At 48.5% G+C, this 14,066-nt stretch carries 12 protein-coding genes; all 12 read left to right on the top strand.

Annotation, left to right across the window (positions count from 1 at the left end; all coding sequences use genetic code 11):
* Window positions 1-142: 142 nt before the first annotated feature.
* The 12 genes from CLV98_RS00850 (at window position 143) to CLV98_RS00795 (ending at window position 13,965) form a co-directional block, all read left to right on the top strand.
* Window positions 143-3,247, top strand: a complete 3,105-nt coding sequence (locus tag CLV98_RS00850; RefSeq protein WP_229203146.1) for a T9SS type A sorting domain-containing protein — start codon at window positions 143-145, stop codon at window positions 3,245-3,247.
* 156 nt (window positions 3,248-3,403) lie between these two features.
* Complete coding sequence (locus CLV98_RS00845) at window positions 3,404-5,530, top strand: T9SS type A sorting domain-containing protein (RefSeq protein ID WP_109672009.1); 2,127 nt, start codon at window positions 3,404-3,406, stop codon at window positions 5,528-5,530.
* Window positions 5,531-5,727: 197 nt separating this feature from the next.
* The gene (locus CLV98_RS00840) at window positions 5,728-6,102 is read left to right on the top strand and encodes an NADH-quinone oxidoreductase subunit A (RefSeq protein WP_109672007.1); all 375 of its coding nucleotides are present in this window, start codon (window positions 5,728-5,730) and stop codon (window positions 6,100-6,102) included.
* 30 nt (window positions 6,103-6,132) lie between these two features.
* Window positions 6,133-6,675 (top strand): NADH-quinone oxidoreductase subunit B, encoded by a 543-nt coding sequence (locus CLV98_RS00835; RefSeq protein ID WP_109672006.1) that lies wholly within the window; start codon window positions 6,133-6,135, stop codon window positions 6,673-6,675.
* A gap of 5 nt (window positions 6,676-6,680) precedes the next feature.
* The gene (locus CLV98_RS00830) at window positions 6,681-7,181 is read left to right on the top strand and encodes an NADH-quinone oxidoreductase subunit C (protein WP_109672004.1); all 501 of its coding nucleotides are present in this window, start codon (window positions 6,681-6,683) and stop codon (window positions 7,179-7,181) included.
* 23 nt (window positions 7,182-7,204) lie between these two features.
* On the top strand, window positions 7,205-8,431 hold the full coding sequence (gene nuoD / locus CLV98_RS00825) for an NADH dehydrogenase (quinone) subunit D (protein WP_109672002.1): 1,227 nt from the start codon (window positions 7,205-7,207) through the stop codon (window positions 8,429-8,431).
* Between the two features lie 60 nt (window positions 8,432-8,491).
* Entirely contained in the window at window positions 8,492-8,989 is a 498-nt protein-coding gene (nuoE, locus tag CLV98_RS00820) for an NADH-quinone oxidoreductase subunit NuoE (protein ID WP_109672001.1), read from the top strand.
* A gap of 32 nt (window positions 8,990-9,021) precedes the next feature.
* On the top strand, window positions 9,022-10,362 hold the full coding sequence (nuoF, locus tag CLV98_RS00815; RefSeq protein ID WP_109671999.1) for an NADH-quinone oxidoreductase subunit NuoF: 1,341 nt from the start codon (window positions 9,022-9,024) through the stop codon (window positions 10,360-10,362).
* A gap of 113 nt (window positions 10,363-10,475) precedes the next feature.
* Window positions 10,476-11,591 (top strand): NADH-quinone oxidoreductase subunit G, encoded by a 1,116-nt coding sequence (locus CLV98_RS00810; RefSeq protein ID WP_109671998.1) that lies wholly within the window; start codon window positions 10,476-10,478, stop codon window positions 11,589-11,591.
* 40 nt (window positions 11,592-11,631) lie between these two features.
* The gene (gene nuoH, locus CLV98_RS00805) at window positions 11,632-12,711 is read left to right on the top strand and encodes an NADH-quinone oxidoreductase subunit NuoH (RefSeq protein WP_109671996.1); all 1,080 of its coding nucleotides are present in this window, start codon (window positions 11,632-11,634) and stop codon (window positions 12,709-12,711) included.
* Between the two features lie 101 nt (window positions 12,712-12,812).
* Window positions 12,813-13,406 (top strand): NuoI/complex I 23 kDa subunit family protein, encoded by a 594-nt coding sequence (locus tag CLV98_RS00800; RefSeq protein WP_109671995.1) that lies wholly within the window; start codon window positions 12,813-12,815, stop codon window positions 13,404-13,406.
* A gap of 40 nt (window positions 13,407-13,446) precedes the next feature.
* Window positions 13,447-13,965, top strand: coding sequence for an NADH-quinone oxidoreductase subunit J family protein (locus CLV98_RS00795; RefSeq protein ID WP_109671993.1), 519 nt, complete (start codon window positions 13,447-13,449; stop codon window positions 13,963-13,965).
* The last annotated feature ends 101 nt before the right edge of the window (window positions 13,966-14,066 follow it).

Genomic DNA, 14,066 nt, shown 5'->3' with positions numbered 1-14,066 from the left:
AGTAATTTGGTGTCACCTCAAAAACTCAAAAATTCCAGTTTGCGTAGCCATGAACTTTTCGGTAACATCTGCCCTTAAAATAACATTACTTTGCCTTTTTTCAATTATTGAGAGCCATGCGCAAATAACAATTGATTTTCCAATGGACCGATTGGTGGTTCAAAGAAACCAATCGAACCGGGCTACCATCCAAGTCAGAGGGAGCTTCACCAGCAGCATCGATAAGGTAGAGGCCAGGCTGGTGGCGCTTAATGGAGGTACTAGTATAGACTGGCACGTATTACAGAACAATCCACAGGGAGGTATATTCTCGGGAAGTATCGAAAGCGACGGAGGCTGGTACAAGCTAGAAGTAAGAGGCAAGCTAGGCAGTACCGACGTAGGTTCGGCAACGGTCGAACATGTGGGTATAGGGGAGGTATTTATCGTAAGCGGCCAGTCCAATGCCCAGGGATATGCCAATTTTGGAATTCCCGAAGTTACTGACGACCGTGTGAATACCGTCAATTATACCAATCTCTACGATGACCATGTAACGGGCCTGCCCTACCCCCAATTTAGTCATTTGGATGCCAGTAGCCAGATCGCCCCCCGAGGACTTTCGGCTTGGGCCTGGGGACATTTGGGCGATCTGCTCGCCAGCCGATTGAACGTACCCATTCTGTTTTTTAACACCGGTTTTGAGGGAACTATGGTAAAGACTTGGAAAGAGAGTATTACCACAACGGCCTATTCGCCTTACTCTGGCATGCCTTATGCGCCCAGTGGAATGCCCTTCCTCAATCTTCGCTGGGTCATGCAATATTATGTCCCGATTACAGGGGTAAGGGCCGTGCTTTGGGAACAAGGCGAGGCGGACAATTATTTTGCAACGCACCCCATATTCTCCACCACATCGGACCAATACGCCCAAGACCTAAAGGCCGTTATTGATGCCAATCGCCTGGAGAGTGGAAAAGATATTTCGTGGGTGATCTCGCTGAGTTCTTATGACAATACCAGGGGGGTCAACCAGATGGTAAGAACTGGCCAGCAGACGGCCATCAATACCACCTCCAACACTTTTCAAGGTCCCGACACCGACGTCATCCAGATTCCCCGTAGTAATACTTTTAACCGGGGCGACGGCGTGCATTTTACCGATGCGGGGTTAAATTCCCTTTCCCAAGCCTGGAATACGGCTTTGACCGATCAATTTTTCAACAACTCGGTCCCCTACTCCGCTGCGAGTCCCCTGGATATTGCGGTGAGTTGCGCAGGATCGTCCCTTCAGCTAACGGCCACCAACGGGGGGTACTCCTCCTATAGCTGGTCGAATGGGCAGTCGGGACAGAGCGTCACGGTAGGCAATGGCACCTATAGGGTAAAGGCAACGGATAGCTATGGGAATTATGTCTTTTCCTCCGAAATTAAGATTACAGAATCTATTATAGGCCCAAAACCGGTTATAAGCCTAGAAGGTAGCAATCCGGTTTGTTTGGGAAATACCGCCACCTTGGTTTCCAGTGTAGGCAGTGGGATCCGATGGAATACCGGCTCGGTGGAGCAACGACTGGCCGTATCTACCGGGGGGACCTTTACCGTAACCAGCACGAGTGTATATGGATGCGAAAATACCTCCGACCCCTATGCGGTTACCGTACTTACCTCACCCTTACCCGACAAGCCGGCCATCCAGGTGACTGGTGCCACCACCTTTTGTGAAGGAGGGGCCGTTCAACTACAATCCAACAGTAAGGTAAAAAACCTATGGTCGTCAGGGGCCACTTCAGGGAGTATAGAAGTAAGCTCTTCAGGGACTTTTACAGTAAAAGCACAAGATGATTTTGGTTGCTTTTCACCCGACTCCGACCCGGTGGTTGTCAAAGTCAACCCAATCCCTGCCAAGCCCCAAATTAACCTGAGCAGAAACCCTAACTTCTGTGAAGGCGAAGTCCTTACGATGACTTCCAGCTACGACAGTGGCAATATCTGGAGCACAGGCTCCAATAACAAAACCTTGGACGTGACCACCTCCGGGACCTTTACGCTTAAGCAAAGGGATGCGAATGGATGCGAGGCAAGCTCCGACCCCGTGACTACCAAGGTCAATAGCCTTCCAGCGACCCCATCGATTACGGCCTTAAAGCCCACCACCTTTTGTGAACGCGACTTCACCCTATTACAGAGTAGCCCAGCACATATATACGTCTGGAGTAATGGTTCCAACAATCCCGAAATCGCTATTTATGAAAGTGGGGAATATACCATTTCGGCTAAGGACGCCAACGGCTGTATTTCTCCGCCATCGGCCGTGACGAAGGTAGTTAAAAACCCTATTCCACCGCAGCCCAGCATTACTGCTTTAGGCCCTACCACCTTCTGTGAGAACCTGTCCGTAACCCTTCAGGCTCCGTCTGCTACGTCCTACAAATGGAATAATGGGCTGACCACGGGGTCGATTACCGTCAATTCTTCGGGTAGTTACCAGGTACAGACCGGCAATGAATTCAATTGCTTCTCCGACCCTAGCAATACCATACAGACACAAACATTATCCTTACCAGCCCCTCCTACGGCCAGGCTAGAAGGCCCTTCTACCTTTTGTGAAGGTACCACCACCACACTAAGCGCCTCGGCCTCCGGACAAGTCGTATGGAGCGACGGACAGGATGCCGCCACGATAACCGTCGACCAGTCGGGAAGTTATTTTGCCCAAACCATAGACCACCAAGGCTGCCGCTCTCTATCGTCCAATGTATTAGTAATCGACGCCAAGCCCGCCCCAACGACTCCGGAAATCGAGCAAACGGGCGTATACACCCTGAGTGCGGTAAATAACCTCAATAGCGGCGTTTATACCTGGCAAAAAAATGGAGAACTACTTTCGGAGGAAGGAAGAGCCATTAAAACGGCCGAATCGGGCACCTACATCGTCAAGGATGCCATTGTATATTCGGCCGATCTCAGCTGTAGTTCTGCCTATTCCGAACCTTTTTATTTTATAGCCCAATCCGACGCTGGTGCGATGATCGTCTACCCTAACCCGGTTATGGATGGCCAGATCACCCTTGAAACCCTCGACAACTTAAAAGATGCTACGATACAGATCGTCGATATCCGAGGAATTGTTCACAAAACCATCCCAGTGAATGAATTAAGTGGCCAACAATTTATTCCGGTATCTAGTCTTCCGGCCGGCACCTATTTCATTAGGGTTTTATCTGGCTCCTTCAATGGAATCAAAAAATTTATAGTACTGCACTAGGAAATGCAGGGAGGGTTTCCAATCAAAAAAACGGAATAGTTATATTATAGCCAAAATAATATATTAAATTTGCCATCGTTTGTTTCAACTCTGGGCAAACCTGTTTCAACTAATTCTTTCGGACGATGGAAGATTTTACCTGTTCCTATATTTCCAATGCGTAATAATTTAATCATTCAGATTGCAGCAAAAGCCCTGTTATTGTTACTAATTATTCCTGCAACGGTGTTCGCACAGTTAAAAATAACCTTCCCTGCCGCCAGGGCGGTTTACCAGCGGGACATATCTGGGCAAAGGACTGTACCTATTTCTGGCACATTCAGCATCGAAATCGACAAGATTGAAGTCCGTGCAGTGCCCGTTATCCTGGGCCAAGGAGTAGAACAAGCATGGAAAACCCTGGTCGACAGCCCAAAGGGGGGCGTCTTTTATGGCGGACTAACCCTCTACGGAGGCTGGTATACCATTGAAATTAGAGGAATAAAAGATGGCAACGTCGTAGCGAGGGACGTGCTGGAACGGCTGGGTGTAGGAGAAGTATTCCTAATTTCGGGCCAATCCAACGCGCAAGGGCTCAAAAAATACCCAGGCCCAGGAGCTACCGACGACCGCGTGATATACATTACCAATGGGACCAACGATGAGGTCGATCGCCTCACCGACCCGGCTCCTCCCATATTTGCCAAAGTAACCACCGACTTGGAGTTTATGTCGCCCAGGGGGCAGTCGGCCTGGTGCTGGGGAATGCTCGGTGACAGGCTGGTAAGCCAGCTCAATGTACCCGTGCTATTTATCAATACGGCATGGGAAGGAACTAGCGTAGTCAACTGGGCAGAAAGTGCCGACGGCAAGGACACCTACAACCGCTACGGGGGCTTCAAATACCCTTTTAGGATGCCCTATGCTAACCTGATGATATCGGCCAAGAACTATGCCAACCAGTTTGGAGTTAGAGCGATCCTGTGGATGCAAGGGGAAACCGACGGTGCCAAAGGAACCGACCCAACGCTCTACCGAGAGAGCTTACAACATATCATCAATAAGATACAGTCGGATACAGGCAAACGGATCACCTGGATGATCGCTCGGACCTCACGGACGTCTGAACCAGAATCGGCTCCAGCACAAACTTACCCCGCTATTATTGCCGCCCAAAATGCGGTGATTGACACCCCATTTAACCCGACTTACCCTGGCCCCGAAACCGATCCTTTGGTTCCACTTAGGCTTCCCGATCATACTCACTTCGTAGGGGTCGATGCCTTGACGATCCTAGCCGACGCTTGGTACAAAAGTATGGATGCCCAGTTTTTCGCTGAGGCTCCTCCTGTAGCTCCTTCGTTAATGCCGCAAATCACCGCTACTTGTACGACCGACAATAATGGGGTGACCATCACCCTACCTACTGGCTACGCCTCCTATACCTGGAGCAACGGCAGCACCGGCAACTCTATTCGGGTAACGGCCGCTGGCACCTATAGAGCGACTGTAAAAGATGCTTTTGGAAATAGCACCCTCTCGCCTGTGGTAGTGCTCGAGGGCAATGCCAAGCCCAGTACCCCCATTATCGAACCCAGTGGCGACCAACAAGCCTGTGCCGACTCCGCTTTTACCTTTTCAGTAGCGGCCAATACCGATATCTTCAAATGGTACGACCAGTCCGACAACAGCCTGGTGGCTACCGGCATACAGGCCAAGATAGCCGAAACGGGTAATTACTATGTTCAACGACAAAATGTATTTGGTTGTGTATCCAATATATCGGAGGTGCGCTCCCTGACCATACGACCTCAAATCCCGGCACCGGTTATAGAGTCGTCGGGCCCTTTTAGTATTACCGCCAATATAGCGACCCCGGGTTTAAACGAATCCTACATCTGGAATAGGCCAGGGATGGACACCGACACCACCGCCAACATTATTAAAGTATTGAAGTCGGGAAAATATACGGCCAAGGCCAAGGTAGACTTTAATTTGAACGGTAATATATTGACTTGCTATTCGGACACAGCTTCGAGGGACTTCAAAACCAATGAGAAAAATGAAGTAGTGATTTATCCCAACCCAAGTCAAGAGTCCTTTATCTATATCGAGGCCCGTGACGCTATAAACGATGCCGACATTAGCCTTTTCGATATTAAGGGCAGATTGGTCAAATCGATGACCACCCCCATACTTAACAGCCGGGCGGAGATTAACATCACCAATATGCCAGCGGGTAAATACTTGATCCGCGTTACAGGAGAAGGCCAAAGCCTCACCAAACAAATCGTGATTCGATAGGCCTCTACATAGTATAATTTTAAAATAAGCTCCGTATTTTCGGGGCTTATTTAGCATGATACTAATTAGACAAAAGAAAAACAGCAGAATTTGATTGATAAATTTTCAGCTACTAACTTTGAAAGGGTTTAAAAAAACCAAAAAATGGTATTCATCAAGCCAATATAGAATTTACTAGAAAGCCAATACTAAGTCCTATGAACAGTACCTATTTACCTTCCGACTATTTACCCATCTTGGTGCAGTTTTTACTGGCCGCCGGGTTTATTGGAGGAACGATGATTGTCACCCATTTAATTGGCCCAAGCCGTAGGAGTGCAAAGAAAGACGACCCTTTCGAATGTGGAATCGAGTCGGTAGGAGATGCAAGAACCCCCATTTCGGTGAAATACTTTTTGGTGGCCATTCTCTTCGTGCTTTTCGATGTGGAGGTAATCTTTATGTATCCCTGGGCCGTAAATTTTAAAGACTTGGGAATGTTTGGCTTTCTGGAAATGTTAGTTTTTATGGCACTCTTACTTTCCGGCTTTTATTACGTCATCAAGAAAGGCGTACTCAATTGGGAAGAATAAGGTCAAAAGCAACCAGCAACTTACGAAATTATGAAAGAAGTAACCATAGCAGATGCCCCACAGGGACACAGCGGATCAGGATTTTTTGCGACTTCATTTGACGAAGCCATAGGGCTGGCCAGGAGTTATTCTTTATGGCCCCTCCCATTCGCTACCTCCTGTTGCGGTATAGAATTCATGGCTACCATGGGTTCTCACTACGATATATCACGATTTGGCTCGGAACGCCCTAGCTTTTCACCCCGCCAGGCCGACTTATTGATGGTCATGGGGACGATCGCCAAAAAGATGGCCCCCGTAGTAAAGCAAGTGTATTTACAAATGGCGGAGCCCCGATGGGTATTGGCCGTAGGTGCCTGTGCTTCTAGCGGTGGTATTTTCGACTCTTACAGCGTATTACAAGGAATCGACCGCATTATTCCTGTGGACGTCTACGTGCCTGGCTGCCCGCCTCGTCCCGAACAGATTATCGACGGACTGATGCAGATCCAGCATCTGGCACAAAATGAAAAACTTCGCCGTCGGAATAGCGACGAATACCAACACTTACTAGCCTCTTACAATATACAATAGTCGATATGCTAAGTAATCAGGAAGTAGCAGAGGAGCTTTTAGGGAAATTTGGCAGCCAGGTTTTTGACTTTGAAGAACCTTATGGCATGCTGACGCTCTCTACCACCAGAGAAGAGATCCTGTCTGTACTAGAATTTTTAAAGGAACATAGCCATTTTCAAGTTAACTTCCTGACCGACCTTACGGGCATTCAATACCCCGACAAGCAAGGACAGGAGTTTATGGTGGTTTACCACCTACATAGCTTTATTCATAATTTCAGGGTTCGCATTAAGGTATCTATTCCTGAGGCCGACATCCATATTCCTACTGCCACTGGCTTATATGCCTGTGCCAACTGGATGGAACGTGAGACCTATGACTTTTATGGCATTCTCTTCGACGGCCACCCAAACCTGAAGCGGATCCTCAATATTGATGAAATGGATTACTTCCCCATGCGCAAAGAGTATCCTCTTGAGGATGCCACTAGGGAAGATAAAATTGATGCACTTTTTGGCAGATAATGCTCAACATATAGTTTACAACTATGGCAGATATTGAACTTTTACCGCATCAGGTTCCGGCCAATGCGGATTTACCCGAGCTGGTAGAAGAGCTCACCACCCTTAACCTGGGTCCTACCCACCCCGCTACCCATGGTATTTTCCAGAACGTCCTCAAAATGGATGGGGAGAAAATCGTGTCGGGGGAGCAGACGATCGGTTATATTCACCGTGCCTTCGAGAAAATCGCCGAAAGACGCCCCTATTATCAGATCACCACCCTTACCGACCGGATGAACTACTGTTCCTCCCCGATCAATAATTTGGGATGGCATATGACCATGGAGAAATTCCTGGAGGTGCAAGTTCCCAAGAGGGCTCAATACATCCGGGTCATCATGATGGAGCTTGCGCGGATCTCCGACCATATTATCTGTAACAGTATTTTAGGTGTGGATACAGGAGCCTTTACCGGTTTCTTGTACGTGATGCAAAAGCGGGAGGAGATCTACGAAATATATGAAGAGGTATGTGGGGCCCGTCTAACCACCAATATGGGGCGACTTGGGGGCATGGAACGTGACCTTTCCAGTACCGCTATCAAAAAAATAAAGGACTTTATCCAGTCCTTCCCCCCCGTGCTGAAGGAGCTCGAGAAGCTGCTCAACCGGAACCGGATCTTTATGGATAGGACCATCAACGTAGGTGCTATCTCCATGGAAAGAGCCCTGTCGTATGGTTTTACTGGCCCAAATCTTAGAGCTGCAGGACTAGACTACGATGTGCGGGTAATGAACCCCTACTCTTCTTACGAAGACTTCGACTTTAGCATTCCAGTAGGCCAGAATGGAGATACTTACGACCGCTATATGGTTCGTAATGAAGAAATGTGGCAGAGCTTAAAGATCGTCGAGCAGGCCATTAACAACCTACCTGAAGGCCCCTACTACGCCGATGCGCCCGAATATTACTTACCACCCAAGCAGGAAGTATACCGAAGCATGGAGGCGCTGATCTACCATTTCAAAATTGTGATGGGAGAAATAGACGCTCCAGCAGGAGAGATTTACCACGCCGTAGAGGGTGGCAATGGGGAATTAGGTTTTTATATGGTAAGCGATGGTGGACGGGCTCCATACCGCTTGCATTTCCGCCGGCCTAGCTTTATCTATTACCAGGCCTACCCCGAAATGTGTAAGGGAAGCTCCCTTTCCGATGCGATCCTTACCATGAGTAGCCTGAATGTAATTGCCGGAGAGCTCGATGCCTAACCTTCTTCAAGGGTTGGCATTCTTTCTTAAGTTTAAAAATGTTCAAGTTTTAGAAAAAAAATGACCGATACTCCCAATACAGTGGCTTTTAGCTCAGAAAGACTCGAAAAAGCCCAAGAGATCATAGCCCGATACCCCGAAGGTCGCCAGAAATCGGCCTTGCTTCCCTTACTACACCTAGTACAAGAGCAATGGGGCTGGGTGAGTAGCGAAGCCATGGACTATGTGGCCGAAATGTTGGACATCAAACCCGTAGAAGTCTATGAGGTGGCCTCTTTTTATACCATGTACCACCTCGAACCCGTAGGGAAACATGTCATCGAGTATTGCCGAACTGGCCCTTGTTGCCTGATGGGTGGAGAAGAGGTCTATGCCCACCTTCGTCAAAAACTGGGAATTAACCCAGGAGAAACGACTGCCGATGGGAAATTTACCATCAAAGAAGTGGAATGCCTAGCCGCTTGCGGTTGGGGTCCCGTTTTTCAGGTGAGGGAAAAATATTATATGAACCTTACCAATGAAAAAGTAGACGAAATTATTGACGAACTAAGCAAATAAAGCGAGTCAAAAGCAGCTAATTAAATCCTGAAATGGCTAGAAAAATATTAACAGAACATATTCATGTACCCGGCATCGAGACCTTCGACGTCTATAGAAAGCAGGGCGGGTATACTGCTGTTGAAAAGGCAATCAAAAGCATGTCTCCTGAGGAGGTAGTGGAAGAGGCGAAGAAATCGGGAGTGAGAGGCCGGGGAGGTGCAGGCTTCCCGATGGGAATGAAATGGGGCTTTCTGGCTAAGCCCGAGGGCGTCCCCCGTTACTTGGTATGCAACGCCGACGAATCGGAGCCGGGGACCTTCAAAGATCACTATCTGATGAAAACGATCCCTCACCTTCTGATAGAGGGGATGATCGTCTCCAGCTTTGCCTTGGGTGCAAACAAGTCCTTTATCTATGTGCGGGGCGAGCTGATGTATGTGATCCGAATTTTAGAAAAAGCCATCGAAGAAGCGAAAGCCAAAGGCTTCTTAGGCAAGAATATATTAGGTTCGGGCTACGACCTTGAGCTGGTAGTACAGCCTGGTGGTGGAGCCTACATTTGCGGAGAAGAAACCGCCTTATTAGAATCTTTGGAAGGTAAGCGAGGAAACCCTCGTAACAAACCTCCATTCCCGGCAGTAAAAGGACTCTATCAATGCCCTACCGTGGTTAATAACGTGGAGTCTATTTCTAATATGCCGTGGATCGTCAATAATGGTGGCGAAGCTTACGCTCAGATAGGCATAGGCCGGAGCACGGGTACCAAGCTGATATCGGCCTCAGGGCATATCCAGAGGCCTGGTGTTTATGAAATAGAACTCGGACTAAGCGTCGAGGAGTTTATGAACTCGGACGAATACTGTGGCGGTATTCGCAAGGGGCATCACCTAAAAGCCCTCGTAGCGGGAGGATCCTCCGTACCCATCTTACCAGCCAACCTGATCATGAAAACTGCTAATGGCGAGGATCGGCTGATGAGCTACGAATCCCTGTCCGATGGAGGCTTTGCAAGCGGTACCATGCTAGGATCTGGAGGCTTTATCGTCTTCGACGAAACGGCCTGTATCGTTAAAAATACCTGGAACTTCTCGCAGTTTTACCACCACGAATCCTGTGGGCAATGCAGCCCCTGCCGGGAAGGTACGGGCTGGATGGAAAAGGTATTGCACCGCATAGAACACGGCCATGGTAGCATGCATGATGTAGACCTGCTGGTCGACATTACCAAGAAAATAGAGGGCAACACCATTTGCCCCCTAGGCGACGCCGCCTCTTGGCCTGTAGCCAGCGCTATTCGTCATTTCCGCGATGAATTTGTATGGCATATTACACACCCTAGCGAGGCTACTGCCCCTGGGGCCGCCTACAGAGGAGATATGGCTCTGGTATAACATTCCAGGGACTTTTGTGTAATTTTGGTATTGAAAAATTGAAATAACCGAAAAGGAACATAGGGAGCGAGGGCACCGATACAACCCCAGCAACCCTTTACAATATAAATGGCATGGAAGAGACAAAACCGCAATTATTTAAAATAACCTTTGATGGCATCGAAGTGGAAGTGGAGCCTGGTACCACCATTATGCAGGCTGCACGAAAAATAGCGGAGGCTGACCAAAGCCAGACCTCCATAGTGCCCCCTGCCATGTGCTATTACAAGCCTCTACCGGCTTCTGGTGGTAAGTGTAGGGCCTGCTTGGTAAAAGTGGCCCAGGGGTCGGCCAAAGATACCCGCCCCATGCCCAAGCTAGTCCCCTCCTGTATCACCCAAGTACAAGATGGAATGGTCGTAGAAAATACCACCAACGAGGCCGTTTTGGAAGCCAGAAAAGGGATCGTAGAGTTCTTGCTCATCAACCACCCCTTGGACTGCCCCGTATGCGACCAGGCAGGAGAGTGTAACCTTCAGGACTTTGCCTTCGAGCATGGCTCAGCCCATACCCGTTACGAAGAAGAAAGACGTACCTTCGAGAAAAAAGATATCGGACCTTATGTGCAGCTGCATATGACGCGTTGCATACTTTGCTACCGCTGTGTGTATACCGCCGACCAGGTCACTAACAAAAGAGAACATGGGGTGATGAACCGTGGCGATGCCTCGGAGATCAGTACCTACATAGAAAAGAGCATCGACAATGACTTCTCTGGGAATATTATCGACGTTTGCCCCGTAGGAGCCCTCACCGATAAGACGTACCGGTTCAAGAACAGGGTATGGTTTAGCAAGCCCGAGGATGCCCATTGTGACTGTGACAAATGTTCTGGTAAGGTGATACTGTGGTACCGCGGCGACGAGGTGATCCGGGTAACGGCCCGCAAGAATACTTGGGGTGAGGTCAACGAATTTATCTGCAACACCTGCCGCTTCGAACGCAAAAAAACCAGCGATTGGGTGTTAGAAGGCCCTACTAAGGTTAAAAGGAGCTCGGTAATTTCGGCCAACAAATACCGTTCAGACCTCGTAAAGAAACCAGATTTCGCCTTAAAGTTAGCTGCCACGCAGTTCAAAAATATCGACGATACCCGTGAATACGTCACCGATAAGGATACGATCCGGCATCAAAGTATTGAAAACAACGACAAGGCCAACCACCGGTCGTTGCTTAACCAAAACAATTAAACCGTAATTGGGGAGATCATTTTCCTAATAAAGACTAAAAATGGAATTAACGGAATTTACAATCAAATCGATCACCATCGTTGCCGTATTTGCCCTTACGCTGGTGATAGCCATGTACTCTACTTGGGCGGAAAGAAAGGTGGCGGGATTTATCCAGGATCGTCGCGGACCTAACCGCGCCGGTTGGGGAGGCTTGCTACAACCCATGGCCGATGCGGGTAAAATGTTTTTCAAAGAAGATTTCATTCCCGCTCTGGCCAATAAATGGTTGTTTATTGCCGGGCCAAGCTTAGCCATGCTAACAGCCCTTTTGGCTAGTGCGGTGATACCCTTCGGCTCCACTTTCCGGTTTAATGGCGTAGAGGTACCCTTGCAAGGGGTAGAGTCCAATATTGGTATCCTGTATGTTTTTGGCGTGGTAGCCTTAGGCGTGTATGGTATTATGATTGGTGGATGGGCATCCAACAACAAATTCTCCCTACTCGGTGCCATCCGTGCCGCGTCACAGAATATTAGCTACGAGATCGCCATGGGGCTCTCCCTGATCGCCGTGCTCATGATGAGCAGCTCCCTATCGCTGGGCGAGATCGTCTCACAACAGCATGGAGGCAACTGGAATATCTTTTACCAACCCCTAGGCTTTATCATCTTCCTTACCTGCTCCTTCGCCGAATGTAACCGAGTACCCTTCGACTTACCCGAGTGTGAAACCGAACTCGTAGGGGGCTACCATACCGAATACGGAAGTATGAAGTTAGGCTTTTACCTCTTTGCCGAATACATCAACATGTTCATTTCGTCGGCCATTATATCTACCCTCTATTTCGGTGGCTATAACTATCCTGGTATGGACTGGGTGTACAATCAACTGACCTCGGCCATGGGCACTGCCACCGGCCATAACATCGCTACCTTGATCGGTACGGCCGTATTCTTTGGTAAGGCCTTATTCTTTGTATTTTTCTATATGTGGGTTCGTTGGACTATCCCTCGTTTCCGCTACGATCAGCTGATGAACCTGGGCTGGAAAAAATTGATTCCTTTGGCTATCATCAATATTATATTGACGGCCGCCGGTATCCTTTTCCTTAAGCCAATTATCACACAGATATTGAATTAAGCCTGTCCGGAACACCGATACCACCGGATCACCTAGTAACTGAAACAGAACCTTATACCCTACCTTAAGTAGCGCGTATAACTTAATAAAATGACATTGCCATGCAATTGACCAACCGCTCAAAGCAAGTAAGCAATAAAGAAATGACCTTTATGGAAAGGGCCTACCTGCCTGCCATTGCGACGGGTCTTGGAATTACCATAAAGCACTTTTTTGCCAAAAAGGTAACCATAGAATACCCGGAGGTTAAAAGATACCTGGGGCCCGTCTTTCGGGGACGCCATATCCTCAAAAGAGATGCCGATGGCAAGGAACGGTGCACCGCTTGTGGCCTTTGTGCCGTGGCCTGTCCCGCCGAAGCGATATCGATGGTGGCTGCCGAGCGCGAAAAAGGAGAAGAAAACCTGTACCGTGAGGAGAAATACGCCGCCGTTTACGAGGTAAATATGTTACGCTGTATCTTCTGTGGACTATGCGAAGAGGCCTGCCCTAAACAGGCCGTTTACCTACGCCACGACGAATTTGTACCCGTATTTACCGACCGCGACCAGGTGATATGGGGGAAAGACTTGCTGGTAGAAGATATGAACAACCGCTATACCCGCGAAGCATGGACCAAGGAAGAGGCCAAGGCCCTCGACGACAAACGTGCCAACGGAGAGGTTACCAACGTCACTCCTCGTCCCGTTCCCTGACATCATTTACCCATTCTGGCAGACACTTATTTCTAAAATTATGAATCCGTCGATATCCTTTTTCTACTTCCTTTCCTTCCTTACCGTCTTTAGTGCCTTGATGGTAGTGGTGGCAAAGAACCCCATACACAGCGTATTGTACCTGATCCTGACGTTCTTTACCCTGTCGGGGCATTATATACTGCTCAATGCCCAATTCTTAGCGGCGGTGAACATCATCGTCTATGCCGGGGCCATTATGGTACTCTTCCTCTTCGTAATTATGTTCCTGAACATGAAGCAGGATGAAGTGGAAACCAAAGCCAATCTTACTAAAATAGCCGGTACCATCGTAGGAGGTACTGTTTTTGTAATTCTATTTGGTGCTTACCGCAAAACAGCCATTCCAGCTTTTGACCCTCAGTCCTATCAATCGCAAGTAGGGATGATCGAAAGCCTGGGCCATCTGCTTTTTAAAGACTATCTATTGCCCTTCGAGCTTATCTCCATCCTGCTACTGGTAGCCATGATAGGCGCCGTGATGCTGGGTAAAAGGGAAATTGGGGAGCGGCACTTCTAAGTCCATATCACCCAATATTCAAACAGGTGAATTACCAGAGGGTAGTTCACCTGTTTTTTTATACCTCAAGTCGATACGGCTGAAAGGCCCCTTAAAAAAGA

It is taken from the genome of Dyadobacter jejuensis, from assembly GCF_003149085.1.
Classification (GTDB): domain Bacteria; phylum Bacteroidota; class Bacteroidia; order Cytophagales; family Spirosomataceae; genus Dyadobacter; species Dyadobacter jejuensis.
This window is presented reverse-complemented; position numbering and strand designations above follow the sequence as displayed.